This window comes from Hymenobacter ginkgonis (assembly GCF_009755225.1).
Lineage (GTDB): Bacteria > Bacteroidota > Bacteroidia > Cytophagales > Hymenobacteraceae > Hymenobacter > Hymenobacter ginkgonis.
Map to the genome: position 1 here is coordinate 852,754 of NZ_WQKZ01000002.1, position 25,089 is coordinate 877,842.

The 25,089-nt window shown below is 58.7% G+C and carries 18 protein-coding genes and 1 riboswitch; of the genes, 9 read left to right on the forward strand and 9 right to left on the reverse strand.

Annotated elements, in window-relative coordinates:
• Positions 1-50: 50 nt before the first annotated feature.
• The 4 genes from GO988_RS09435 to GO988_RS09450 all read left to right on the forward strand — a co-directional run bounded on the left by GO988_RS09435 (position 51) and on the right by GO988_RS09450 (position 7,299).
• Positions 51-1,286: an alpha/beta hydrolase fold domain-containing protein gene (locus GO988_RS09435; protein WP_157564544.1), complete on the forward strand. Its 1,236-nt coding sequence runs from the start codon at positions 51-53 to the stop codon at positions 1,284-1,286.
• Positions 1,287-2,005: 719 nt separating this feature from the next.
• Complete coding sequence (locus GO988_RS09440) at positions 2,006-5,140, forward strand: SusC/RagA family TonB-linked outer membrane protein (RefSeq protein WP_232341452.1); 3,135 nt, start codon at positions 2,006-2,008, stop codon at positions 5,138-5,140.
• Between the two features lie 18 nt (positions 5,141-5,158).
• Positions 5,159-6,661 (forward strand): SusD/RagB family nutrient-binding outer membrane lipoprotein, encoded by a 1,503-nt coding sequence (locus GO988_RS09445; RefSeq protein WP_157564548.1) that lies wholly within the window; start codon positions 5,159-5,161, stop codon positions 6,659-6,661.
• 32 nt (positions 6,662-6,693) lie between these two features.
• Positions 6,694-7,299: a hypothetical protein gene (locus GO988_RS09450; protein WP_157564550.1), complete on the forward strand. Its 606-nt coding sequence runs from the start codon at positions 6,694-6,696 to the stop codon at positions 7,297-7,299.
• Between the two features lie 90 nt (positions 7,300-7,389).
• Here GO988_RS09450 and GO988_RS09455 read toward each other — a convergent pair whose 3' ends face one another.
• From GO988_RS09455 to GO988_RS09470, 4 genes are all read right to left on the reverse strand, one after another.
• Entirely contained in the window at positions 7,390-8,418 is a 1,029-nt protein-coding gene (locus GO988_RS09455) for a homoserine O-acetyltransferase family protein (RefSeq protein ID WP_157564552.1), read from the reverse strand.
• Between the two features lie 118 nt (positions 8,419-8,536).
• A complete protein-coding gene (locus GO988_RS09460; protein ID WP_157564554.1) occupies positions 8,537-9,931 on the reverse strand; it encodes an O-acetylhomoserine aminocarboxypropyltransferase/cysteine synthase family protein in 1,395 nt (464 codons plus the stop codon).
• Positions 9,932-9,979: 48 nt separating this feature from the next.
• Positions 9,980-10,672 carry a peroxiredoxin-like family protein gene (locus tag GO988_RS09465; protein ID WP_157564556.1) on the reverse strand — a complete coding sequence of 231 codons (693 nt, stop codon included), beginning with the start codon at positions 10,670-10,672 and terminating at the stop codon, positions 9,980-9,982.
• A gap of 403 nt (positions 10,673-11,075) precedes the next feature.
• Positions 11,076-11,193: riboswitch (SAM riboswitch) on the reverse strand.
• Between the two features lie 195 nt (positions 11,194-11,388).
• Positions 11,389-11,676 (reverse strand): LysM peptidoglycan-binding domain-containing protein, encoded by a 288-nt coding sequence (locus GO988_RS09470; protein WP_157564558.1) that lies wholly within the window; start codon positions 11,674-11,676, stop codon positions 11,389-11,391.
• Between the two features lie 219 nt (positions 11,677-11,895).
• On the opposite strand from GO988_RS09470, the gene GO988_RS09475 reads away from it, so the two are divergent.
• The gene (locus GO988_RS09475; RefSeq protein WP_157564561.1) at positions 11,896-12,321 is read left to right on the forward strand and encodes a hypothetical protein; all 426 of its coding nucleotides are present in this window, start codon (positions 11,896-11,898) and stop codon (positions 12,319-12,321) included.
• Between the two features lie 112 nt (positions 12,322-12,433).
• Here the strand turns inward: GO988_RS09475 and GO988_RS09480 are convergent, their stop codons facing one another.
• Both GO988_RS09480 and GO988_RS09485 read right to left on the reverse strand, forming a co-directional pair.
• Complete coding sequence (locus GO988_RS09480) at positions 12,434-13,525, reverse strand: lysylphosphatidylglycerol synthase transmembrane domain-containing protein (protein WP_157564564.1); 1,092 nt, start codon at positions 13,523-13,525, stop codon at positions 12,434-12,436.
• Positions 13,526-13,645: 120 nt separating this feature from the next.
• Positions 13,646-16,741: an outer membrane beta-barrel family protein gene (locus tag GO988_RS09485; RefSeq protein ID WP_198172604.1), complete on the reverse strand. Its 3,096-nt coding sequence runs from the start codon at positions 16,739-16,741 to the stop codon at positions 13,646-13,648.
• 262 nt (positions 16,742-17,003) lie between these two features.
• On the opposite strand from GO988_RS09485, the gene dxs reads away from it, so the two are divergent.
• From dxs to GO988_RS09505, 4 genes are all read left to right on the forward strand, one after another.
• Positions 17,004-18,947 carry a 1-deoxy-D-xylulose-5-phosphate synthase gene (gene dxs / locus GO988_RS09490; RefSeq protein WP_157564570.1) on the forward strand — a complete coding sequence of 648 codons (1,944 nt, stop codon included), beginning with the start codon at positions 17,004-17,006 and terminating at the stop codon, positions 18,945-18,947.
• 233 nt (positions 18,948-19,180) lie between these two features.
• The gene (locus tag GO988_RS09495; RefSeq protein WP_157564572.1) at positions 19,181-19,528 is read left to right on the forward strand and encodes a hypothetical protein; all 348 of its coding nucleotides are present in this window, start codon (positions 19,181-19,183) and stop codon (positions 19,526-19,528) included.
• A 434-nt stretch (positions 19,529-19,962) separates the two neighbouring features.
• Positions 19,963-20,820, forward strand: coding sequence for an aldo/keto reductase (locus tag GO988_RS09500; protein ID WP_157564574.1), 858 nt, complete (start codon positions 19,963-19,965; stop codon positions 20,818-20,820).
• Between the two features lie 185 nt (positions 20,821-21,005).
• Positions 21,006-21,569, forward strand: a complete 564-nt coding sequence (locus tag GO988_RS09505) for a DUF4136 domain-containing protein (protein WP_157564577.1) — start codon at positions 21,006-21,008, stop codon at positions 21,567-21,569.
• Positions 21,570-21,659: 90 nt separating this feature from the next.
• Here the strand turns inward: GO988_RS09505 and GO988_RS09510 are convergent, their stop codons facing one another.
• The 3 genes from GO988_RS09510 to GO988_RS09520 form a co-directional block, all read right to left on the reverse strand.
• Positions 21,660-22,811: a Gfo/Idh/MocA family protein gene (locus tag GO988_RS09510; RefSeq protein WP_157564580.1), complete on the reverse strand. Its 1,152-nt coding sequence runs from the start codon at positions 22,809-22,811 to the stop codon at positions 21,660-21,662.
• A gap of 236 nt (positions 22,812-23,047) precedes the next feature.
• On the reverse strand, positions 23,048-23,926 hold the full coding sequence (locus GO988_RS09515; protein ID WP_157564583.1) for a pirin family protein: 879 nt from the start codon (positions 23,924-23,926) through the stop codon (positions 23,048-23,050).
• A 248-nt stretch (positions 23,927-24,174) separates the two neighbouring features.
• On the reverse strand, positions 24,175-25,074 hold the full coding sequence (locus GO988_RS09520; protein ID WP_157564586.1) for a fatty acid desaturase: 900 nt from the start codon (positions 25,072-25,074) through the stop codon (positions 24,175-24,177).
• Positions 25,075-25,089 lie beyond the last annotated feature (15 nt).

Here is a 25,089-nt window from a genome sequence, read left to right on the forward strand (position 1 = left end):
TATCCGTTGCTCCTTTAGTATAATTGATTGATTTCCTTTCTGCTACCCCTATGAAAATAATTTTCCTCTTCCTGGCGGTGCTGCTGTTGGCGGCCCCCCACGTGGCCCAGGCCCAGCTAGCACCCATCGACACCACCGGCGGGCGTTACTACCGGCCGGTTTTTGCCAATGTCACGGTCACGAGCGATGTGGTGTACGGCTCGGCAACTACCTACACCGGTACTGCGCAGCAACTGCTGATGGATATTTACCAGCCCACCGGCGACACGGTGAAGCGCCGGCCGCTGCTCATTTTTGCGCACCAGGGTGGCTTTGCGCTGGGCACCCGCAAGGATGCCTACATGGTAAATATTTGCACCCGCCTGGCGCGCCTGGGCTACGTCACGGCCAGCATCGAGTACCGGCTGGGCTTTCCCCTCACCGGTTTTCCCGTGCTGACCGATACTGTGGGGCTGGCGCAGGCTTCCATTCGCGGCATGCAGGATATGCGCGCCGCTGTGCGCTTCTTCCGCAACGACGCGGCCACCACCAAAACCTACCGGGTGTATAGCAACTACATTGTAGCGGGCGGTTCGTCGGCAGGCGCATTCATGGCGCTGCAAGTCGGCTACTTAGATAAAGTGAGCGAAGTGCCTGCCTATGTAGGCATTGCCGCGCTGGGCGGCCTCGAAGGCACGGGCGGCAACCCCGGCTACAGCAGCGCCGTGGCCGCCGTGCTTAACCTGAGCGGCGCCACCGAAAGCCCCAACTACATCGAGGCTGGCAATGTGCCGCTGTGCAGTGTGCACGGCACCGCCGATGCTACGGTGCCCTATTTTCAGGGCCGGGTGGGCGCGGGCCTACCCCCCAAATACGTGTACGGCAGCGGTCGCCTCAACCCGCGTGCTACGGCTGTGGGCGTTACCAACACGCTCCGCCGCCTCAGCAAAGCGGGGCATATTCCGTTTGAGAGCAACTCAGCCTATGCCGATACGACGTTCTGGACCATCCGCGATTTCTTGCGGCCGTTGTTGCGGCGGGCGGGCACCGTGCTAGCGGCCCAATCGGCGGTGCCAGGTATGCGCATTCAAGCGTATCCCACCCCTGCCTTAGGCGCTGTGCAGTTGGTGCTGCCCGCTACCTGGGCGCAGTTGGGCGAAGCCGAAGTGCTAGACGTAACTGGCCGCGTGGTGCGCCGCCTCACGCCTGCGGCGCAGCAAGTGGAGCTAGCGCGCGGCGCGCTGGGAGCTGGGGTTTATCTAGTGAAATTTCAGGGCCAGCCACCGGTGCGCATAGCCTTTGAATAAGGCTCGCCAAGCGAGTAATAGCAAAGACGGTTTTGGGGTGCTACTCGCTCAATTCAACGCAGCGGCACCCTAAAATCGTCTTTTTTGTAACACCCCTTTATCACTTATGGCTATGCATAAAAAGTAATATGACCCTTACTAAATGGGGTGTCAAGTTGCTTGTCTAGCTAAATTAATTCAACTACCTATTATAAATAAAGGGGGTAGGGCTGAAAAGCTGATATTTTGAGAAAGAGGATTTTTGACCTTTTCCGGGACGTGGTGCACTAACACACGTGCGCTAGTTGCTGGCTAAGCGGGCAGTTGGCTACTCACTAAAGTTAACAGGGCTGCGCGGCGTAAATCATGGCTGGATGAGTGAGTGAGTTTTGTACTATGGAAATAGTGCTGGCGCTGCTTAACTGCGTTGCCCTCAGCAGTTGAGGCCCAAGGGTAGTTGCAGCTACTAGTCCCTTTGGTAGAACCTAGATAACCAAAGCGGGAGCAGCTGTTTTGAATACTGAAAACACAGATTTCGTGTATGTAATTGATAATATGTACGTTATCTCATGAATAATGATAAGGTATTGATAGTCAATGAAGTTTATTTATAAAAAATAAAAAAGAATTTGCGTAAGAAATTGACAGAACTATCAGTAGTTCATTACATTAGGAATTAAGCTTGCTCATCCTTTCATCCACTTTCTTCTTTCTACAGCTTAATGAAAAGAAATTTACTTATGACCTTGTTCCTGCTACTGACGTTACTGCAAGCGGTGCAGGCCCAAACGCGGGCCGTATCGGGGCGGGTAACAGACCAGAAAAGTGGCGAAGGTCTACCGGGGGTTACGGTGCTGCTGAAGGGCACCACAAATGGTACTTCTACCGACGCTGATGGGTCCTTTACGATGGCGGTGCCAACGGTGGGCGGCACGTTGGTTTTCTCGTCGGTGGGCATGAACACCCAGGAGCGGCCCGTGGGCAGCAGTACGCAGGTGAACGTAGCGCTCACCCAAAACTCGCGCGAACTGAGCGAGGTAGTGGTAACGGCGCTCGGCATTGAAAAAGACAAGCGCACGCTCGGCTACGCCACGCAGGAAATTCAGGGCGGGGCCGTAGCGCAGAAGTCGGAGCCCAACGTGCTCAATACTTTGCAGGGTAAAGTGTCGGGCGTGAACATTACGGGCGCAAGCGGCCTGGCTGGCACCTCGACCAACATCAACATCCGAGGTATCACTTCGCTTACGGGCAACAACCAACCGCTTTTCGTAGTCGATGGCATTCCGGTCAGCAACGATACTGACCGCACCAATGGCGGCGCGGCCGGCACCCTCTATGGCGCTCAAACGGCCAACCGCGCCGCCGACATCGACCCGGAGAACATCGCCAACATCAGCATCCTGAAAGGGCCGGCGGCAGCGGCGCTTTACGGGTCGCGTGCCTCATCGGGGGCTATTCTAATTACCACCAAGTCGGGTGCTAACGTGAATAAGAAGCTCGAAGTGGTCCTAAACACCGGCTTTAATTTTCAGACCGTGCTGGGCTTGCCGGAATTTCAAAACGATTATGGCCAGGGCACGGCCGGCACCAACACAACTGCCAACGGGGGCGGCAACATCCTCACGGGTAGCACCAACTCTTGGGGGCCGCGCTTCGGTACCGCGCCTACCCGCGCCAACGGCCTGCTGCTGGCCGACAACAGCCTGCTACCCTACCAGGCGTACCCCAACAATATCCGAGATTTTTATAAAACTGGTACGCTGTGGACCAATGGGTTGCAGCTAGCGGGCAACAACGGTACGTCGAACTTCTCGCTGAACGTGAACAGCACCACTCAGAAGGGCATCACGGAGTCGTCGAAGTTGCAGCGCACCAACATTCAGCTAGGGGGCGGTACTACCCTGCAAAACAAGATAAAGGTTACGGGCTCGGTCAATTTCTCGCAAACCGACCAGCTAGCCCCCCAAACCGGCAACGGGGGTAGCGCCTTCGGCACGCTGGCTTCGGTGCCGCGCAGCTTCGACTTGCAAGGCCAAACTTTTCAAACGGCCACGGGCGCCAACCTGTTCTTTGCAGGGCTGGACAATCCCAATTACAATTTGCTCAATAGCAACACTACCAGTAATGTTACGCGCTTTATCAACGTGGCCAGCATTGGCTACGACTTCTTTCCATGGTTGAGCGTGGTGTACCGGGCCGGGCTCGATACCTACACCGACCGCCGCAAGCAGATTGCCGCTATTAGCTCGGCGCGTAACCCGACGGGCCTCATTTTTCAGGATAACATTCAGTACGCCGAGTTTACCGGCGACCTGCTGATAACGGCCAAGAAGGAAAATATCTTTCTCGAAAAGCTGAATGCTACCCTGCTCGTGGGCCAGCAGACCAACCAGCGCAAGCGCAACGAGCAGTACGTGTCGGCGGCCACGCTCTCGCAGCCCGGCTTCTATAATACCATCAACGCGGCCGTGTTTACGGGTAGCGGCGAAACCAACTACACCCGCCGCCTGCTTGGCTACTACGCCGACTTGTCATTAGCCTACAACAACTACCTGTTTTTGGAAGGCACAGCCCGCGTCGACCAGTCCTCCACGCTGCCCAAAGACAACCGCACCTTCCTCTACCCCTCGGTTTCGGCCGGCTTCGTGTTTACGGATGCGTTCAACATCGACTCGGACATTTTCTCCTACGGCAAAATTCGGGGCAACCTGGCCCGGGTAGGCCGCGACGCCGACCCCTACGTGCTGGAAACCTACTACGTAGCGGGTGGCCAGGGCAACAACGTGGCCAACGTGACTTTCCCCTTCAACAACGTGGTGGGCTTCCGGCCGAGCACCACCATTGGCGGGGTAAATGTGCTGAACGTGCTGAAGCCGGAGTTCACCAAGTCGGCCGAAGTGGGCCTGAACCTGGGTTTCTTCAACAACCGCCTCACGCTGGACGCCACGTATTTCAAGACCGTTAGCTCGAACCAGATTATTCCCGTCACGATAGCCCCGACCACGGGCTACAGCAGCTTTTATACCAACGCCGGCGAGCTCGACAACAAGGGCATTGAGCTGCTTGCTACCATCACGCCGGTGCGCAGCACTTCGGGCTTCACCTGGGACATTTCGGCCAACTACACGCGCATTCGCAACATGGTGGTGTCGATTTATCCGGGTGTTACGAGTTCCTCCATTCCGGGCAGCGCTTTTATTGGCTCGGTGCCCTCGTTTGTGGTGGGCCAGCCCTACGGCGTGATTCTGGGCCAGAAGAAAGCAACTGCCCCCGATGGCCAGTACCTAATAAACCCGCGCACTGGCCTGTGGGTAACCGAGCTCAGCTCGCAAGTAACGGCCAACCCCAACGTGGATTGGCAGGGCGGCATTACCAACTCGTTTGCCTACAAGGGCTTTACATTCTCCTTCTTGGTTGATGCCGTGGTGGGCGGCGACATTCTCTCGTTTACCCAGGCCGCTTATAAGTCGGCGGGTATGCTGAAGGAAACCGGCGTCGACCGCGAGGTGCCGCGCATTATTCCGGGCGTTATTCAGAACGCGGACGGCTCCTACCGCCCCAACAACATCCAGATAGATGCGCAGAGCTACTGGAGCAACCAAGGCCTACAAAGCGACCTCAACATCTTCGATGGCACGCACTTCACGATGCGCGAGGTGTCGCTGGGTTACGCGCTGCCCAAAGACCTGCTGGCGCGCACGCCATTTGGCGGCGCTTCCATCTCGGTATCGGGGCGCAACCTGTTTTACTACGCGCCCAACGCCAACTTCTTCCCCGAAGTGAACACCCAGGGCGCCGGCAACATCCGCAGCCTCGACTTGCAAGGTGCGCCCAGCGTGCGCAGCTACGGCGCTTACCTGCGGTTTACCTTCTAACTCAGCCTCTACCGAATCATGAACATATCGATACCGCACCCTACCCCCCTGCGCTACGCCGTGCTCGCCCTAGCCAGCTGGGCTGCTGCCAGCTGCTCGCCTAATAAGTTTTTGGATGTCAACATCAGCCCCAACAACCCAACTGTTGTGCAGCCTTCAGTTCAGTTGCCGACTATCACCGTGGGCACTGCTTTTTTGGTGGGCAACACCCTGGGTCGCGACGGCGACCTGTTTATTCAGCACTACGCGGGCATACTCAACCAGCCCTTTACGGAGGATAAGTATGCCATCAGCGGCAATTACGATAACGAGTGGCGCGGCGACCTGTATGGCAATAACCTGAACGGTGCACAAACGCTAATCACTAATAACGCCGCCAACCCCGCCTACACGGGTATCGCCAAGCTGCTCAAGGCCTACAACTTTGCCCTGGCTACCGATATGTGGGGTGATGTGCCGTACTCGCAGGCCTTGCAGGGCCTCGGTAATATCCACCCGGCCTTCGACAAGCAGCAAGATATTTACGAGGGCAACACCGGCATCCAAAGCCTGTTTGACTTGGTGCGCGATGGGCTGGCCGACCTTGACAAAACCAGCGTGCTGACGCCCGGTGCCGACGATTTTGTGTACAAGGGCGACCTTACCAAGTGGCGTAAAGTGGGCAACATGCTGCTGCTCAAATTTGCCTGCACTGTCAGCCGCAAAGACCCCGCTTTGGCTACGAAAGTCATTAACGAGGTGCTGGCTAAGGGCGCGGGGGGTAGTGCCGCCATCGCTGCCAACGCCGATGATTTTGCCGTGCCCTTCGGTACGGCGGTGGGCAACACCAACCCGTTTTACTCCTACAACGTGACGAACCGCCCCAACGACCAGATGGCCAGCACGCGCTTTCTGGATTCGCTAACGGCCTACAACGACCCCCGGCTACCGAAGTACTTCACGACTACGCCCGCTAATACAGCTCCAACGCACACCACTACCTACGGCAAGTTCACGGGCTTCGAAAATGGCAGCAATGCCACGGCTCCTGTGCGGGCCAACCGCTCGGTTTACAACACCTACGTGCTGGGTGCGGTAGGGGAGGCGCCAGTGCGCTTGCTCACCAATTTTCAGCGGGCCTTTATCCTGGCCGAATGTGCCATTCGGCTGAAGACGGCCGGCGATGCCAATGCGCTCTACCAAGAAGGCATCCGCCGCTCGATGGAGGAAACCGGGCTTTCGACCGCCGATATCGACACCTATTTTGCCGCCAACCCGGCCGTGGTCACGCTCCGGGGCGACGACAATCACAAGCTTGACCAGATTTTACGGCAGAAATGGATGGCCTGGGTTGGCAACGGCTACGAAGCCTGGAACGACTACCGCCGCACGGGCCGCCCGCGCCTGCAACCGGCGCTGAACGTTTCGTTTACACCCAACATCCCGCAGCGGCTGCTCTACCCCCCCTCTGAGGTGGCCGCCAACGGCGATGTGATGCCGAAGGCGACCATCGACGCCCCGGTGTGGTGGGCTACCAACTAACCGGCAGTTTTTCTCCTTTAGTGCCTTATCTCATGAAAAAGACAACTATTCAGTTTTTCTTGCTCCTCCTCCTGGCTGCTAGCTTTTCGGGCTGCAAAAAGGACTACGGCAATAAGCTCGGCCCCTTGCAGGATAGTACCGCAACCATCCCGGTTACCGTTACTAACCAAGTATATTTTGAACGCTTTCCGGTCGTTACAACCACTGTGGGGGCAGGCGCCAATGCCAACGGCACGTTTTCCATTGCGTTTAGTATTCCCGCCGATAAGGGTAAAATAAAGGAAATCACCAAGGTAGCTACTGGCAACAGCGGGGTCGAGTATTTGCAGGATGCACGCTACCCCAACTACCTAACCGCAACGATAGCCGGCAATGGCACCAACACCATCACGTTCAACTCAGATTTGAACGCGGTGCGCAGCTACGCTACCCGCCTCAACGCGGCCTTCGCCACGCTGCCGGCCTCGGCTACCAAAACGGCGGCCTTCGCCTTCACGGGCACTTCGACGGGCGGGGCAGGCACGCTCACGCCCAATACCAATCCGCAGACTCCCAATCAGTTGCGCTTCTTCTTCTTGTTTACCCTGGAAGATGGAACGCAGCTCATTTCTACGGAGGTAGATGTGCGCCTACTGTAAATCTTGCGCATAGAATATAAAAAGAGCCCTGGCATTTTTTGCCAGGGCTCTTTTTATATTCTATGCTCTGTACCGAGGCGGATAGACGAGCTACTCGGCCAGGGCCGCCGCGTAGAAGACTTCCAGGGCCTGCGTGATTTTGACGGTTTCGAGCAAAAAGCCGTCGTGCCCATACCCCGAGTCCAACTCGCCATATACTGCCCCCGGAATGCCGGCGGCAATGGTGCGCTGCTCGGCCAGGGGAAACAGCACGTCCGACGTAATGCCCAGCACCAGCGTGCGCGCCCGGATGCTGGCCAGCGCCGCCCCTACCCCCCCCCGGCCGCGGCCAAGGTTGTGCGAGTCCATGGCGCGCGTGAGGGCCACGTAACTGTAGGCATCGAAGCGGGCCACCAGTTTGTCGCCCTGGTAGCGCTGGTAGCTGCTGGCGCGAAAATCGCGCAGGCGGCTATCGTCGGGGTCGGTTTGGGTAGCCGTGTAGGCGTCGTAGCCGCGGTAGCTGAGCAGGGCCACGGCGCGGGCGGCCGCTAAGCCGGCATCGCCGCCGCCGGGCCGGCCTTCGTGGTAGGTGGCATCGGCCTCAATGGCCAACCGCTGGGCTTCGTTGAAGGCAATGCCCCAGGCCGAGTGCCGCGCGCTGGTAGCAATAACTACCAAGTGGCCAACTAGTTCAGGCCGGCTCACGGCCCATTCTAGCCCCTGCTGCCCGCCCAGCGAGCCGCCAATCAGCGTATGGATGTAGGTCAGCCCCAACTCCCGGCGCAGGGCTTCGTGCGCCGCTACCAAGTCGCGGATGGTGAGCAGGGGAAAATTCTGGAAGCGCCCTACACCCGTGGCGGGGTCGGGGGATAGGGGGCAGGTGCTGCCGTAGCACGAGCCCAAGATGTTGGCGCACACGATAAACCAGTCGGCGGGGTCAAAAAAATGCCCTTCCCCAAACAGCCCCGGCCACCAGTCCAGCACGTCGGCGTTAGCCGTGAGGGCGTGGCACACCCACACCACATTGTCGCGGGTAGCATTGAGCCGCCCCCAGGTGCGATAAGCCACCTGGGCACCGGCCAATACCTCGCCGCTTTCCAAGGGAAAAGGGTCGGGTAGGGAAAAAATATACTCTTGCATGGGGCTACAAATGGTTTCAGCGCCGAAGACGCAGAGGGTTTTGCTTTAGGAACGCAACTAGAAATTGCCAGTTGCGCCCCTGCGGCAAAACCCTCTGCGTCTTCAGTACTGAAAAAAACTATACTTCCAGCGGCTGCACGTGCTGCGGCTGCGGGTCTGGCGTGCTGGCTTCGGCATCAGCGTCGGTGTCGCTGCCTTTGGGAGTAGCGTTGGCGGCGGCCGCCAAGGCCTGCGCCAAATCGTCGCGGATGTCGTCGAAGTGCTCGATGCCCACCGACAAGCGCAGCAGGGTAGGCGTTACACCCGAGGCCAACTGCTCCTGCTCGCTCAGCTGCTGGTGCGTGGTAGCCGAGGGCTGAATGATGAGCGTTTTGGCGTCGCCTACGTTAGCCAAGTGGCTGATAAGCTTCAGGTTGTCGATGAGCATGGTGGCCGTCTCCTTGCTGCCGTGCAGCGCAAACGACAGCACGCCGCCAAAGCCGCGCTTGAGGTATTTGGCCGCATTCTGGTGGTGCGGGTTGCTGGGCAGGCCCGGGTAGTTGACGTGCGCCACCTGGGGCTGCTGCTCTAGCCACTGCGCTACTTTAAGGGCGTTTTCGACGGTGCGCTCCACGCGCAGGCTCAAGGTTTCGAGGCCTTGCAGCAGCAAAAACGAGTTGAAGGGGCTGATAGACGGGCCGAAATCGCGCAGGCCTTCTACCCGGGCGCGAATGATGAAAGCGATGTTGCCAAACGGCCCGCCTTTCCCAAATACATCGTTGAAAATCAGGCCGTGGTAGCCTTCGCTGGGCTCGGTAAACTGCGGGTACTTGCCGTTGCCGAAGTCGTAGGTGCCGCCGTCGATGATGACGCCGCCCACGCTGGTGCCGTGGCCGCCAATCCACTTCGTAGCCGACGCTACCACAATGCTCGCGCCGTGCTCGAGGGGGCGGAAGAGGTAACCGCCCGCGCCGAAAGTGTTGTCTACTACCAGCGGAATGTCGTGCTTCTTGGCCACGGCCGCAATGCGCTCAAAATCAGGCACGCTAAAGCTTGGGTTGCCAATGGTTTCGACGTACAGTGCCTTGGTATTACCGTCAATCAGCTTCTCGAAGCTGTCGGCGTCGTCGCCCTCCGCAAAGCGCGCCTCAATACCTATGCGCTTGAATGCCACCTTGAATTGGTTGTAGGTGCCCCCGTAGAGGTAGGAGCTCGAAACTAGGTTGTCGCCGGGCTGCAAGATGTTGTTCAGGGCAATGAACTGGGCCGCCTGGCCCGAGCCTACTGCCAGCGCCGCTACCCCCCCTTCGAGCGCCGCAATGCGCTGCTCGAATACATCGGTGGTAGGGTTCATGAGACGCGTGTAAATATTACCAAACTCTTTCAGGGCAAAGAGGTTAGCACCGTGTTCCGCATTTTTAAATACGTAGCTAGTCGTTTGGTGAATCGGGACTGCGCGCGAGCCAGTAGTGGGGTCGGGCTGCTGCCCGGCATGGAGCTGAAGGGTTTCGAAGTGCAGGTTTTGCGTGGCCATGAGGCTAAAAGTAAAAGGAGTAAACTAGTGGGATGGGAGAGTAACGAACTAAGCGAATTGCGGCGTTGGCAATTGCTCTAGCGCCCGGATGATATCGGCCGGGTCGGCGCGGTGCTTAAAATTGGCCTCCACCCAAGTTTGGGCGATAAGGCCATCAGTACCAATAATAAACGTGGCTGTGAGCGGTAGCTCGTCGTCGGGGTTGTCGTTGAACGCGGCCAAGTCGATGCCGACGCTGCGCAGCGCGCTACCCACTTCAGCTCCTACCCCATAGGCTAGGCCATACTGCCGGGCTACCGCGTTGCCAACATCACTCAGTACCGGGAAAGCTAATTGCTTTTCGCTGGCTGTGAGGGTAGTAAGCTCAGGAGTTTGGGGCGAAATTGCTACTAAAGTGGCACCGCGCAGGGCTATTTCGGCGAGCACTTGCTGGTAGGCGCGCAGTTGTACATTGCAGTAGGGGCACCAGTTGCCACGGTAAAAAGTGAGCACCACCGGCCCCTGCGCCACTAGCGCCGATAGTGTAACTGGCTGGCCAGTAGCATCGGGCAAGGTAAAGTCGGGCGCAGGCTGCCCTGCTTGCCGCACTTGCGCAGCCTGGCCCGATGCCTCGACGGCAGCAATGCCGCTATCAATCGTGCGGGCTACCTCGGGGGGTAGCACCGAAGCCAAGTGCTGGGCCGTAGCCGCCAAATCTTGCTGGAATGCTGACGAGACACCGACGGAAGTGGAAACTGACATATTTAAGCAGTATAAAGCAAGTGGATTGTTGGAAAAACCTATTTTTTGCTTTTCGTAGGCGGCTAGGGTGCCCCAGGTTTTGAATAGCTATTTCAGCAATGTGCAGCTAGTCAAGGAGTTGCTTCTCATGGAGAACAATACGTATCCCTTAGCTACTGGTGGCCCTAAAGTGCCCTGCAAACTGGCCAAGCCAGTACCCACGAATAAGAAAAAGAGCCGCTAGGCTAATAACTAGCCCTAGCAACAACAGCTCGCACAACAACATAGCCGCATTCGGCCGACTGGCGCAAGGTGCGCCGCTGCCGCCGGTTGGCGAGCAGAAATAGCCATAAAGCCAGCGTCACGGGTAGTGAAGCGGCAGGCGGCGTAGCAAGTAGAAAGCAGGGAGTAAAGCATGGCACTCGATTTATAGCCCCCCGGCGCGCTAGCTAGCGGCACTGGGGTAGGAATTGGCACCTTTCAGCAGGTGAAGGTTGCCAGCGGGTCACGGAGCCTAATCTCTCGCCGCTTCTGTATAAAACTTAAACTAACTGCCCCACCGCACGCGGGGGAGTACCAAGTTGGTGCCGGCAAAGATATACACGGCAAATAATTTTACAACTTTCCGCCAAAAAAACAGGATGGCGGTGAGAGGATAGCGCCCTACCCCCTTAAAAAACAAAAAGGCCACCCCAAGCTTGGAGTGGCTTTTCTCACCTTTTTTCTGCAAAAAGTACCTAGAGACTAGGTAGGGTTAACTCCTGGCCCACTTCAATGTGGTCGGGGTTACTGCCGATGATGGCCTTGTTGGCCTCGTATATCTGGTGCCACTTGGCGGCATCGCCATAGTGGTTTTTAGCAATTTTAGAAAGCGAGTCGCCACTCACTACGGTGTATGATTCGCCGCTGGTGGCAGCGGGAGTGGTGCTATTGCCAAAGAAGTCAGTGCCAGCGCCAGCGGCTGGCTGGGGCGTTTCAACGGGCTTTTTATCGCCGTCGTTAGTTAAGAAATCTAGTAAGCCCATGGCTGCAAAGGGTTTGTAGTAAAAACAAAAACGCGGTGTGGCTTGAGGGCCAGCTACCTAGCAGTGTCGGGAAACCCGATTAACAGCTTGGTTTGCAGTGATTATTACGCTAAGGCCGGGCAAAAGTTGTGGCAGATAACCAAAAAAAATCAGGCGCGTAAGCAGACCCGCGACCAATCTGAGCGCAAACGTACTTAACACTTCCTACTCTTTTCACTCATGACTAAATTTTCTTTGGCCCTTCGGCCCTACCTGGCTTCGCTGCTCTGCGTTTTTGCCCTCGTGTTTGTAGCTGCTGCATGTGGTAACGACAAAGGCAAAGTAGAAGGCGTAAACATGTTGTACGGCACCACTGGCAAAGTGTGGAAAACCGCTAAAGAAACCGATGCAGCCGGCGATAAAGTGAAACAAACAGACGCGCAACAAGAAGAGTCGTTGCATGTATTCTCCAATAACACTTACACCATGACGGGCGCTGCCGGGGCAGTGCAGGGCAAATTTGCCTTCGACCAGGGCGCTAAAACCCTAACGCTGACCCCTGACGGTGCTGGCACGTCGAATACGTTCAACGTGGAAACCCTAACGGAGAAGAAATTGACGCTGGTAGGCACGAGCGGTGCCAAGCTCATGCTGGAAGCTGAATAAGCTACCTCTGATTGTCCCGGGCCTATGCCCAGCCTTGCCCCGCGCCTTAATTAGGTGCGGGGCTTTTTTGTGGTAGTATTAGGGATGGGGTAACCTAGGTGGCTAACTGGGCCTATGCCTTTGGAGCTGGCCGGGCAGCTAAGCCAAATACCCGCGCCGCCCAGCGTGGTAAAAAGCTGATGCCCAAGGCTAAGTAGAAATAATAAGTAACGATGCGGTAGAGCAGTACCATGAAGCTGGTCATGGCGGCGGTGCCAATAAACTTGCCGAAGAAGACTGGAAAAGCGCCTTCCGCAATGCCGGCCCCGCCGGGCGTGACGGCCAATAACAGCACCACTTTGTAGGTGATATTGCGGGCAAAAATGAACAAGAATTCGCCCGTAGTCATGGGCACAAAGGCGGCAATAAGGCAGCCAATAACCGCGTAGCGGGCCGTCCAGACGAAGACAGTGCTAAGGCTGGCGCGCCACCAATATAGCCAGCCCGCACCCCGCAATTGCGCCGAGGCATTGACCATGTCTTGGCCGAGGCGGTAGGCGCGGGGCCGAAAACGCCGCAGCGCCCGGAAGGAAGCCAGCCGCACCAGCAGGCGCCGCACCGAAAAGGGATTGACAAACAGCGCGTAAAGCAGCAGGCCCGCGTAGGCCGATACGGCCACGTAGCTCACCACAAACAGCACCCGCAGCGTCGAAACAAAGGCCGATTGCAAACCGTGGGGGTAGAGCGCCGCGCCCGCCAGCCACACCACCAGCGGCACCATCAGCACGTAGTACAAGTTGTCGAGCAAGGCCGTAACAAGAGTGTAGGCCAAAGCTTTGCCCAGCGGAATGCCTTCTTTGGTGAGAATGACGGGCGCGGCGGCCGTGCCGCCCGCTGCCGAGGGCAGCACGCAGGACGCAAACTCCCAAATAACAATTACCCCAAAGGACTGCCGCCAGCTCAGCTCACGCTCGGCGATGTAGCGGATGCGGTAGATATAGCCAAGGTCGCGGGCCCACAGTACCAGCAGCGTAATTACCAACCACTGCCACTTGGCATTAGCCAGCGGCGCCAGGCTGCCGGGCGTGTAGGAGCGCCAAAATAAAAACCCTACGACCCCCAACCCAATCAGCACCGGCCAGATAATGCGCGCGGGCCGTAGCTGCCGCAGCAAGTCGGTGCCTTGGTCGGCAGCTAAAGGGGGGGTAGGGGCAGTTGGCTTCATAGGCTGGGTAAAAGTAGTACTTCGCCACGCGGCCGGCGGGAGGCCCCACGCAAGAGGCCCGCCGCCCCAAGCTACAACTCGGAACGGCGGGCCTCCTTAAAGAAGCTGATTACCTAGCAGCTACGGGCGCCCGCCTGGGCTGCCCGCCGGCGTGATGCCGCCCGGCGAGGTAGTACCCGGGGAGGGCGGCCCCACCGGCGAGGCCGAAGTTTTGGGCTTCACGGCCGGCGAGGGGGTAGGCCGCGTCGTGGTGCTGTCGGTGGGGGTAGCGGGCACGGCCACGCCGGGCGTAGTGGATGCCGGCGCCATGGTGCCCGGCGTGTTGGCCGGGCGGCCAGCGGCGCTGTCGGGCTGGGTAGCCTGGTTGCGTAGCTGTTGCAGCGAGTCGGCCGGAATGGCGCGTCGCGTCGAGTCGGTAGCGCCAGCCGGGCGGGCGCCGCCGGGGCGCTGGCCAGCACCGGGGTAGGCCCCCGCAGAACGCTGCCCAGCGCCGGAGCGAGCACCACCCTGGCCGCCCGCACCGCCGGCGCCTGCCCCGCCGCCGCCGCCGCCGAGTTCGGCTCCGCCACCGAGGCCGCCGCCGTTGTCGCCACCTTCTTTCAGGTCGTCGTTGTTCACGCCCTTGCCGCGGCGGGGGGCGTCGCCAGCAGTCAGCTTGCCAATGCGGTAGCTGAAGTTGATTTTGAAGTTCAGGTTATGAATAACGTTCGAGCTATTTTGGCTTAGCACCGAGCCATTGATGGGCACATTTGTGCCATTGTAAGCGTAGCTGTCCACGTAGGGCGTGGCTACGTCGGTGCGGATGCGGATGGAACCGGTAAAGAAGTTCTCAGCGCCGAAGCCGATGCTACCCCGCTTCTCGGCGAAGCTCTTTTGCAAGCTTAGGCTGTAGATGCCAAAGCCGCTTTGGGTGCCTTGCAACTGCACCTGTTGGCCGCGGTAGAACCCGAAGAGTTGCAACGAGTAGCTCTTACCCAGGTCGTAGGAGCCAAAGGCGCGGGCATTCACCACAAAGCCTTGGTTGCTAGAGTTGTAGAGCGTGCTGGCGTCGTTGTTGCGCAGCACAGCGTAGTACACATCCACGCTGCCATTCAGCGAGAGCTTGCCCGTGTTGGCCCCGGCAAATAAGCTGCCGCCGTAAGCCCGTTCGGTGCCCGCGTTGCGGAAAGTACTCAGCAGCGCGCCCTGGATGTTGTTGGGGTTGAGCGAGTCGGGCAGCGGCACGCGCACCGTTTGGATGGCATTGTTAGTGCTGCGCATAAAGGCCGTCAAGTTCAGGTTTACCTTTTCCTTGACGGTAGTGCTGTAGCCTAACTCGAAGTTATTGGTTTTTTCGGGGCGCAGCTCGGGGTTACCGGCCGAGGCATTCAGCGGGTTGCTGGCCTGCACGTTGGGGTTCAGGAACTGCAACGACGGGCGCTGAATACGCAGGTTGTACGACAGCTTCAGCACGTTGCCGTTCTCCAGCTTGCGCGAGAGGTTAATGCTTGGCGCTACGATGCCGTAGTCGGGAATGCTAGGCTGGGTAACCTTGCCCAGTCCATTGGTGAAATCGGCCGAAATAGTGGTATACTCATAGCGCACGCCCGGCTTCACCGTGAAGCCCTTGGGCAGCCCGATGGTGTAGGTGGCGTAGGCGGCGGTCACGTTCTGGCGGTAGCGAAACGAGTTATTGAGCGACGGGGAACCAGCCTGCGGCGCCAGTACCGCGTCGTAGAAATAGTTATAGTCGCTGTTTACGCGCCGCACAATGTCCTTGGCGCCCAACTCCAGGAGCTGGTTTTTGACGGTGGGCGTTTGGTAGTCTATCTGGCCAGTGTATTCCTCGTTGTAGCTGTCGTTGTTGTTGCCCAACTGGCCAACATATTTGCTTTTCGACAAGTCGCTAGGGTCGAAAACGCTGTTGGTGAAGTCGTTCGTCTGGTTGTTGCGGCTGAAGAGCGTCAGCACGCTCAGTTCGCGCTGCTCTACCTGGTAGGTATGGGTATAGTTGAGGCTGGCGTCGATGGTGTTCGAGTTGGTGGTCGATTTCACATCGCGTAGCGAGTTGGCGACTAGCGAGCCGCCATTGGTGCCAATGCGGCTGAGCAGGCCATCCTGGTAGTTGTCGGCGTTGCGAATGCCGTAGGCCAGCGAGCCGGCCAGCGAGTTGTGCTTGTCGAAGTCGTAGGTGAGGCCCAGCGTGTAGCGCCCAAAGGCGTCGTTGCGGCGGGTGTCGGCACTCTGCGCCACCGTGGTGCGGTCGCCGGCCTTTGTAGTCGTGGTGCCGGTCGTGTTACTGGCCAGGGCCACGCTGGTCTGCGAGTTGTCGAAGCTACCCGGCTGGTTGTAGCTGGCCCGCCCAAAGCCGCCCAGGCTCACCCCAAACTTGTTGTTGCGGTAGTTGCCGTTCAGGCCCAGGTTGCTGGCCCGCAAGCCCGCGCTGGTGTTGATGCCCAGCGAGCCGCCCTTCAGGTTGTTTGTCTTCGTGACGATGTTGATAATGCCGCCCGAGCCCTCGGCATCGTACTTAGCCGACGGCGAAGTAATCACCTCCACCGTCTGAATCTGGTCGGCTGGAATCTGCTTCAGCGCGTCGGCCACGCTGCTCGCCGCAATGGTCGAGGGCTTGTTGTTAATCAGCACCCGAATATTACTCGAGCCGCGCAGGCTCACGTTGCCATCCAGGTCCACGCTCAGCAGCGGCACGCGCTTGAGCACGTCGGTCGCGTCGCCGCCCTGGGTGGTTTTGTCCACGTCGGCGTTGTAGATAGTGCGGTCTACGCGCTCCTCAATGAGGGGCTTTTTACCGGTAACTACCACTTCGCCCAGCTTTTGGGCCGAGGCGCTCAGCGCCACCGTGCCCAGGGCTACATTGCCCCCTCCCGCCGGAATAACTATCCCATTGCGCACCTGCGTCTGGTAGCCCAAGAAGCTGACCTCGATGCGGTAGGTGCCCGCCGGCAGGCCGGGTAGCGCAAACTTGCCGTCGTCGCCGCACACGCCGCCGTTCACGGGGCTATTCGTAGCGGGATTGATGACGTTGACCGTGGCGTAGGAAACCGGCTTGCCCGTGGCCGCGTCCGTTACGGTGCCCGTGAGGCGGCCGCTGGCGCGGGGGGTAGGGGCGGCAGCACTAGTCGCCGGGCGGCCGCCTGCCTGGCTGTACGCCAGTAAAGGGCTGGCTGCTAAAGCCGCAGCTAGCCAGGCCGTGGTGGGAAAAGTAGACTTCTTCATAAAATTCATAACGGCCAAAGTGCGTAAATCGCCGGCAATAGTTGCACATCTAACCCATATTTTTGGCAAATGGTCGGCCGAAACCTTGCTTCCGCCGACTAAGGCAGCTGTACCGCCGACTTCGGGGGTGAGGTAGGGGTGAATTTTTTGGCGCCACTGCCTACAACCGCCGGCCCCCGCTTGTCGTACCTTTGAGGTCGGCTAACCAATCTTTTAGCCCACTCGGCGGTTCTTCACCGCGACCTCTTTTCTGCTTGTCCCGATGATAATTGAACCCGGCCCGCTGCTGGCGGCGATACACTCGCCCGACGACCTTAAGAAGCTTGCTCCCGAGCAATTAGTCCAAGTCAGCACCGAGCTGCGCGAGTTTATTATTGATACGGTTAGCATCTACGGCGGGCACTTTGGCGCTTCGCTGGGGGTAGTCGAATTAACGGTAGCCCTCCACTACGTCTTCAACACGCCCTACGACCAGCTGGTGTGGGACGTGGGCCACCAGGCCTACGGCCATAAAATACTGACCGGCCGGCGCGACCGCTTTCCTACCAACCGGCGCTACGGTGGCATGTCGGGCTTCCCGAAGATGTCGGAAAGCAAATACGACGCCTTCGGCGTGGGCCACAGCAGCACCAGCATTGGGGCGGCGCTGGGCATGGCCGTGGCTTCGGATTATAAGAAGGAGTTTGACCGCCAGCACATTGCCGTGATTGGCGACGGAGCCATGACGGCCGGCATGAGCTTCGAAGCGCTCAACCAGGCCGGCGCGCTCAACAACAACATGATTGTTGTGCTCAACGACAACTGCATGAGCATCGACCCCAACGTGGGCGCGCTCAAGGAGTACCTAACCGATATCACCACGTCGCGCACCTACAATAAAGTGCGCGACGAACTATGGAACGTGCTGGGCAAGCTCTCGAAGTTTGGCCCTAACCCCCAGCAAATTGCCCGCAAAGTGGAGGCCGCCATGAAGGCTACCCTTATGAAGCAGAGCAACCTGTTTGAGGCGCTGAATTTCCGCTACTTCGGCCCCGTCGATGGGCACGATGTGCAGCACTTGGTGGCGGTGCTAAACGACCTAAAGAGCATTCCGGGTCCCAAGCTGCTGCACTGCGTCACGGTGAAAGGCAAGGGCTATGCGCTGGCCGAAAAAGACCAGACGCTGTGGCACGCGCCGGGCTTGTTCGATAAAATCACGGGCGAGATTTTCACAAAAGTCCCCGACAAGCCGCAGCCGCCGAAATACCAGGATGTGTTCGGCCACACGCTGCTGGAGCTGGCTCAGGCCAACGACAAAATAATGGGCGTGACGCCGGCCATGCCCTCGGGTTCGTCCTTGAACATCATGATGGCCGCCATGCCCGAGCGGGCCTTCGACGTGGGCATTGCCGAGCAACACGCCGTCACGTTTTCGGCCGGCTTGGCCACGCAGGGCTTGGTGCCGTTCTGCAATATCTATTCGTCGTTTATGCAGCGCGGCTACGACCAGGTGGTGCACGACGTGGCGCTGCAAAACCTGCACGTGGTGTTCTGCCTCGACCGCGCCGGCTTTGCCGGGGCCGACGGCCCTACCCACCACGGCTGCTACGACCTGGCCTATATGCGCTGCATCCCCAACATCGTGGTGGCCGCGCCCATGAACGAGCAGGAGTTGCGCAACCTCATGTACACGGCCCAGCTACCCGAAAACGCGGGGCCGTTCAGCATTCGCTACCCCCGCGGCGAGGGCGTGATGCCCGAGTGGCGCACCGCCTTGCAGCGCGTGGCTGTGGGCACGGGCCGCGTGGTGCACGAGGGCGAAGAAGGAGGAGTAGCCCTCCTCACCATCGGCCACATCGGCAACTACGCCGTGAAAGCCGCCACCGCCCTGGCCGCCGAAGGCCTCGACGTGGGCCACTACGATATGCGCTTCTGCAAGCCGCTCGACGAGGAAATGCTGCTCGCCGTGGCGCGCCGCTACCGTGCCATCGTCACGGTAGAGGACGGCTGCCTACCCGGTGGTTTTGGCTCGGCGGTGCTCGAATTTCTTAGCGAGAATGGCCAGCACCTGCCAGTGCGCCGCCTCGGCATCCCCGACCGCGTGGTGGAGCACGGCACCCAGGACCAGCTCTACAAAGAGTGTGGCTTCGACGCCGCTGGCATTGCGCAGGCCGTGCGCGAAATGGCCGAGCTGACGCTTGACAAGGCGCTGAACAAGACCTTTTAAGTAACGCCAGCGCCCCGCAATGCTCTTTACTGCATTGCGGGGCGCTGTCCTTTTTTAGAAGAATAAAAGAAGTCAACTTAAAGCCTGGGTTACTCAGTATTTTCTATGTTTACTAAAGAGTTGAATTCGAGATGAATACAAATATCCTGTGGCGAGCAATTCTACTTGTAGGCTTGTGCACCAGCTGTGGTTCTGCCTCCTCCGACGACCCCCAGCCCACGCCAACAACCCCTGTGCAATCGTCCATTACGGTGCAAGTATCCGAAGCGGGCGCGCCGAGCTACAACTTGCTGGAGGCGCAGGTAGTAAATTATAATTATCAAACCGGTGCCACAAATCTCACTATCTCCGGGAAGCTGACCAGTGGAAAAGCCCTGACGCTGCGATTCACCAGAAGCGGTACTGCGGCAGTGTATACCACCAATTTGCTAAGCGCCACTCTCGATGGGGTAGCTGCCGCGCCAGCTACTGGTACTACTACTTTCAGCACCCAAGCGCGCACGGTAGACGGCACCTTTCAGGCGACATTTCCAGTCCTGGGGGTGCTGAACGGCTCCTTCGCCGGCATCGCATTGCCCTAGGGGAAGGGTGCAAACCCACGGCGTGGCAGTCGGGACAGCGGCACTACAGCAAGGCATTTCTTCTCAACTGATTGGACACGAAAGCTCCCCAGCCATTTGCTGGGGAGCTTTTTTAGCTTATTTTCTATTTATGCAACATAGTTGCTTTATCTGGTCTAATCAACCTGAAGTTAATGTGCAACGTTGATGCATTATTTATAATGGTTTGTCTATCAATGAGAAACGCAGGCATAGTACATAGATTTCTGTCAAATGCAAACCGCCTAGGCAATTTATTGGCTTCCTCTAATGGCTGCATGCATACCGCGCACCTTAGATAACCGGCCGTTGATTCTGGCTTAATCGCCGCCGCCAGCTTGCTGAAACAATAGGGGGTAGGAGGTAGTAATTACCAACCGCCAGGCAATTTGGCGCTGCTTAAACTCTCGATTTCAATGGCAACTACCACCGCTTCCTACCCCACGACATTCACCATTGGCGGCGACCTCACGGTTAACCGCTTGGGCTATGGTGCTATGCGCATTACTGGCAAAGGCATTTGGGGCCCGCCTGCCAACCACGACGAATCTATTCGGGTGCTGCAGCGCGCTGTAGAACTGGGCGTCAACTTCATTGATACTGCCGACAGCTACGGGCCCAACGTGTCGGAGGAACTGATTGCGGAAGCGCTGCACCCTTACAAGCAGGGCCTCGTGATTGGTACGAAGGGCGGGCTGCTGCGCACCGGCCCCGACCAATGGCCTATCGACTCTAGCCCCAAGCACCTCGAAGAGGCGCTGCACGGTAGCCTCAAGCGCCTCAAGCTCGACCAGATTGACTTGTACCAGCTGCACCGCGTAGACCCCAATGTGCCATTTGAGGATACCTTAAAATTCTTGCAAAAGGCGCAGCAGGATGGCCTTGTTAAGCATATAGGCTTGTCGGAAGTAGACGTAGACCAGATTAAAAAAGCCCAGGAGTACGTCGAAATCGTGTCGGTGCAGAACATGTACAGCGTCGATAACCGCAAGTGGGAGCCGGTGCTCGACTACACCCGCGAGCAGCACATGGCCTTCATTCCGTGGTATCCACTGGCGGGCGGCAATAAGAGTGCGCTTGCCGCGCTCGACCAAGTAGCCCAGAAGCACGGCGTTACGCCCCAGCAAATTGCCCTGAGCTGGCTGCTACACCACTCGCCCAACATTCTGCTTATTCCGGGTACCTCGCAGGTGAAGCACCTGGAGGAGAATATGAAAACGGCTGATATTCAGCTTTCGGCTGAGGACATGGCCTCGCTGGATAAAATTAAGTAAGGGGCATTTTTTAGCAGTTTACAAGCTAGCTGCCGCCCCTGGGGCAGGGCTGGCTTAGGTAAGGCCGGCGGCATTGGTGGGGTAGCCCCCAGCGGTGCCGCCGACTTGCGTTAACATGCGCCACCCAACTAGCGTAAGGGCGGGGTACGGTTGCTTTTTTCACCCCTTACTATCCGCGCTCCGCCATGCCTACCCCCCTCCATTTTCTGAAGAAGCCCCTGCTCGTGCTGGCCCTAGGGCTCGGCGCCTGCTCGGCGGAGCAGCACACGCAAACCGACAGCCGGCCGGGCGTAAATCTGACGCAGTACAAGACGTACAACTTCATGGATGCCGTGGCCCGCAACGATTCGGCGTTTCAGAACTCAAGCTCCAATATCTTTGATGTGAAGCGCGCCGTGACGCGCGAGCTGGCCGCCCGCGGCTTTCAGCAGTCCGACAAGCCCGACCTGTGGGTGAACCTGGGCCTCGTGACGCAGCAGCGCGTGCAAACCCGCGAAACCAACTTTCGGCAAGATGGCGCGCCCTACTACATTGGCCAGCGTAACTACCACTGGCAGGCCGGCGAGGTGGCCACGGGCACCTACCAAGATGGCACCGTGACCATCGAGCTAGTTGATGCTGCGCGCAAGGAACTGGTGTGGCAAGGCACTACAACCAGCATTTTATCGCAAACGCCCAGCCGGGCCGCCAAGCAGATAGACAAGGGAGTAGCCGACGTATTTGCGCGGTTTCCGGTGCCGGCCAGGTAACGCAGTACTTGTCAGAAAAACCTAGCGCCAAAAACAGCACGTCATTTCTCGGCAAGCGCGAAATGACGTGCTGTTTTTGGCGCTAGTTCCTTAACGGGGGGTAGGGTGGTCAACGAGCTGCCCCACGTCTTTGGTCGAAACCGACTGCCCGGTTTCGGCGGCGCGGTAGATGGCTTCGAGCAGTTGCACATCGCGCAGGCCCATGGCGCCGGGCACGCGGGTAGGCTTATTGTGCAGGATGCAGTCGGCAAAATCGTCCATTTGGGCAGCTTGCTGGTTGATGTTGGGCAGGTTGAGCTTGCCGTCGTTTTTGCTGGTGCGGCCGGCCAGCCCACCGTACCCGAAAGCCGGCTCCAACTCAAACCAACCGTTGGCCGCCTCGGCACGCAGGCGGCCCTGCATATTTTGGGCGTAGCTGGTGCGGCAGTCGGCCACCGACCCATCGGCAAACTGCATTTGCCAATTCACGCCGGCCTCTACCTCCTTAAAATACCCAGTGCCGGTTTCGGGTGTCAGCTTAGCGGTAACCGCTATCGGCACTTGGCCTTTGGTATAAATGCAGCCTTGCAGGCAGTAAATGCCCATGTCCATGAGCGGCCCGCCGCCACTCAGTTTTTTATTGACGCGCCAGGGCGTGCCGTTGCTATCGAATTTAAAACCATTGTCGGCCGCTAGGTGCTTCACTGCGCCGTAGGCTTGCTGCTGGCCCAGGCGCATCATTTCCTGGTTGTGCGGCTCGAAGTGCAGGCGGTAGCCGATGCTCAGCTTTTTGCCGGCCTTATCGCAGGCCGCAATCATGCGGCGCGCATCGGCGGCAGTGGTTGCCATGGGCTTCTCGCAAATGACGTGTTTGCCCGCCTGCGCGGCCCGCACCACGTACTCGGCGTGCAGGGCATTGGGCGTCACCACGTACACAAGGTCGATGTCAGGGTTGTCGGCAATGCGGTCGAAGGTGGTGTAGTCGTAGCAATTTTTGGCCGGCAGGCCGTACTGCTTCTGCCACTGCGCCGCCTTGGCCGGCGACCCAGTTACTACCCCCGCCAGCCGGCAATACTTGGTTTGCTGCAAAGCTGGCGCTAACTGGCCGGTGCTATAGTTGCCCAGCCCCAGAAGCGCTACCCCCAGCTTGCGCTCGGGTGGGCCGGCGAGCGCCGCGGGGCTCAGCAAGGCCGCCCCCGCGCCCAGCGAAAGCAAGCGAACAAACTCGCGGCGCGAAGCAGCGGTGGCAAAAACGTCTTTCATGCAAGAATAGGAAATAAAGTAAAACCCTACCTACCCCATACGTCCTAAGCAGGTTACGACGAGCTTACTCATACTGCAGTTAAGAAAGCAGGCTATACTTCTAAAAACGAACGTCCTACTGCGCAAAGCGAAGTATTTCTACCGCACCTTTCAAGGATACAGTAGCAATGCTTCGCTTTGCGCAGTAGGACGTTCTTTATTTGGCTTATTATGAAAGAGTTAAAACAGCAAAAGGCTTACTCGTCTTCCGGAAATTTGCCCATGTTGCCGCTCTCAAAGTCAGCGATGGCGGCCATCAACTCCTCGTTGGTGTTCATTACGAAGGGGCCGTAGGTGGCGAGCGGCTCCTCAATGGGGGCGCCGGCCAGCACCAGCACGAGGCTGTCCTCAGAAGCCGTGATTTGTACATCGGCTGAGTTCCAGCCCAGCACCACGAGCTGCTGGGTTTTGGCGGGCCGGTCGCCGTTCACCAGTACCGCGCCGCGCACTACGTAGAGGCCTACGTTGTAGGCGGGGGGTAGGGTGAGCACAAAATCGGCTCCCTTATTCAAGTGCAAATCGAGCAGTGTGATGGGCGAAAACGTATCGGCCGGGCCGGTGGCGCCGCCGTAGCTGCCCGCAATCACGCGGAGGCTACCCCCCTCCTGGGGCAGCGGCACGCTCGGAATGGCCGCGGCGCGCAGCTCCTGGTACTTGGGCGGCACCAGCTTGTCGGCCTTGGGCATGTTCACCCACAGCTGCAGCAACTCTAGGGTGCCGCCGCGCCGGGCAAAGTCGCGGTCGTACATCTCGGCGTGGCGCAGGCCGGCGCCGGCGGTCATCCACTGCACGTCGCCGGGGCCAATGCTGCCGTCGTGGCCGGCGGTGTCGCGGTGCGCCAAGTGGCCGTCGTACACCACCGTCACGGTTTCGAAGCCGCGGTGCGGGTGGGGTGGCGAGCCCAGCGGCGTGTCGGTGGGCGCAATCTGCATTGGCCCAATGTGGTCGATGAGCAGGTAGGGGCTAAGCTGCCGAATGCGCGGCCCCGGCATGGGGCTGGTCACGTCGAAGCCGTCGCCGACGAGCTTCTTGTTGCCATCAATAACTTGAAAAACACGGCGGAATGCGGAGGACATACGAAAGGACTGCTTGCAAAGTGAGTACAGCTTTTAAAGCTGAGGCGCGCCAAAATGTTCTTCGCTAGCCTGAGTTATCAGTGCTTAGAAACAGCCGTTTTGGTGACCTTAGCTTTCTGACGGCCGTTGCGTTGGCTAACCTTTGTGCTGCCCATGCGGGTAGGAAAAACAGGCGTGGTGCTCACCGTTCAGTAGAGGAGGTAGATAAAAGCATGGGGGCTAGCGTTTAAGAACTACTAGTTGGTTGACTAAGCTGCCCAGGGCCAGCGGCGGGTGGGCTGCACCTGCGCCTGGGGTTTCTGGGTGGCGGTGCGGCCGGCGGCTTCCACAGCCCAAATGAGGCCCAGCATCTCCATGCCGCGCACCAGCAGCCAGCCTAAGTCTAGTTCATACCAAGCGGTGCCCATACGAGCTGAGCGCGGGTGGGCATGGTGAGTATTATGAAATCCCTCACCAAAGCTGAGCACCCCCAGCAGCAGGTTGTTGTAGCCGCTTTCGCTAGCGCCTGCTACGTGGTAGTGGGCATAGCCCGAGGTGTGCGACACGTAAGTCACAAACCAGTGGCCGAGCATCGCCAGGGCGATGCGCAGGCACACGACGGCGGCCATCACTTCAAAGCCGAAGCCCCACCACACCAGCCCAGCCAGCGCGAATACGTGCAACACCCAGGTTTTTTCGAGCCATACAAGCCATGGGTCGTGCAGGTCGGCGGGCGGGATGTCGTAGCGGGCATCATCGGCCGAGTGCAAGGCCAAGTGGTGGTTCCAATGGAAATCTTGCCAGATGGAATGGTCGTAGCGGAAGTAGGCGGGACTAGTAGGCTGGTTCTGCCAGTAGTCGCGGTAGTAATGCGATTTTAGCCATGAAACTGGCCCGCCCAGGCCCGCTAGCACACTTAAGTAAGCCAGTGTGCCGCGCCAGAAGCGAGAAGTTTGAAAAGCCCGGTGAATGATGCCCCGGTGCAGCCCCACGGCGTGGCCCAGTCCTACGGTGAGCACCATTAGGCCCAGCGACGCCAGGCTGCGCTGCCAGGTGAGATGAGGCAGCCCCCAAATTAGACCGATAAGTAAGTTGCCGTAGAGCCAGCAGCCGTGAAACCAAGCAGTGGTGAGGCGGTGGTGGGCCGGCAGCAAAGGAGCTAGGCGCATAAGGCAGGGGCTTAC

What these genes read in the sequence shown, in the direction of transcription:
- GO988_RS09435 (WP_157564544.1), top strand. Translation starts at nt 51, where the DNA reads ATGAAAATAATTTTCCTCTTCCTGGCGGTGCTGCTGTTGGCGGCCCCC.
- GO988_RS09440 (WP_232341452.1), top strand. Translation starts at nt 2,006, where the DNA reads ATGACCTTGTTCCTGCTACTGACGTTACTGCAAGCGGTGCAGGCCCAA.
- GO988_RS09445 (WP_157564548.1), top strand. Translation starts at nt 5,159, where the DNA reads ATGAACATATCGATACCGCACCCTACCCCCCTGCGCTACGCCGTGCTC.
- GO988_RS09450 (WP_157564550.1), top strand. Translation starts at nt 6,694, where the DNA reads ATGAAAAAGACAACTATTCAGTTTTTCTTGCTCCTCCTCCTGGCTGCT.
- GO988_RS09455 (WP_157564552.1), bottom strand. Translation starts at nt 8,418, where the DNA reads ATGCAAGAGTATATTTTTTCCCTACCCGACCCTTTTCCCTTGGAAAGC.
- GO988_RS09460 (WP_157564554.1), bottom strand. Translation starts at nt 9,931, where the DNA reads ATGGCCACGCAAAACCTGCACTTCGAAACCCTTCAGCTCCATGCCGGG.
- GO988_RS09465 (WP_157564556.1), bottom strand. Translation starts at nt 10,672, where the DNA reads ATGTCAGTTTCCACTTCCGTCGGTGTCTCGTCAGCATTCCAGCAAGAT.
- GO988_RS09470 (WP_157564558.1), bottom strand. Translation starts at nt 11,676, where the DNA reads ATGGGCTTACTAGATTTCTTAACTAACGACGGCGATAAAAAGCCCGTT.
- GO988_RS09475 (WP_157564561.1), top strand. Translation starts at nt 11,896, where the DNA reads ATGACTAAATTTTCTTTGGCCCTTCGGCCCTACCTGGCTTCGCTGCTC.
- GO988_RS09480 (WP_157564564.1), bottom strand. Translation starts at nt 13,525, where the DNA reads ATGAAGCCAACTGCCCCTACCCCCCCTTTAGCTGCCGACCAAGGCACC.
- GO988_RS09485 (WP_198172604.1), bottom strand. Translation starts at nt 16,741, where the DNA reads ATGAAGAAGTCTACTTTTCCCACCACGGCCTGGCTAGCTGCGGCTTTA.
- dxs (WP_157564570.1), top strand. Translation starts at nt 17,004, where the DNA reads ATGATAATTGAACCCGGCCCGCTGCTGGCGGCGATACACTCGCCCGAC.
- GO988_RS09500 (WP_157564574.1), top strand. Translation starts at nt 19,963, where the DNA reads ATGGCAACTACCACCGCTTCCTACCCCACGACATTCACCATTGGCGGC.
- GO988_RS09505 (WP_157564577.1), top strand. Translation starts at nt 21,006, where the DNA reads ATGCCTACCCCCCTCCATTTTCTGAAGAAGCCCCTGCTCGTGCTGGCC.
- GO988_RS09510 (WP_157564580.1), bottom strand. Translation starts at nt 22,811, where the DNA reads ATGAAAGACGTTTTTGCCACCGCTGCTTCGCGCCGCGAGTTTGTTCGC.
- GO988_RS09515 (WP_157564583.1), bottom strand. Translation starts at nt 23,926, where the DNA reads ATGTCCTCCGCATTCCGCCGTGTTTTTCAAGTTATTGATGGCAACAAG.
- GO988_RS09520 (WP_157564586.1), bottom strand. Translation starts at nt 25,074, where the DNA reads ATGCGCCTAGCTCCTTTGCTGCCGGCCCACCACCGCCTCACCACTGCT.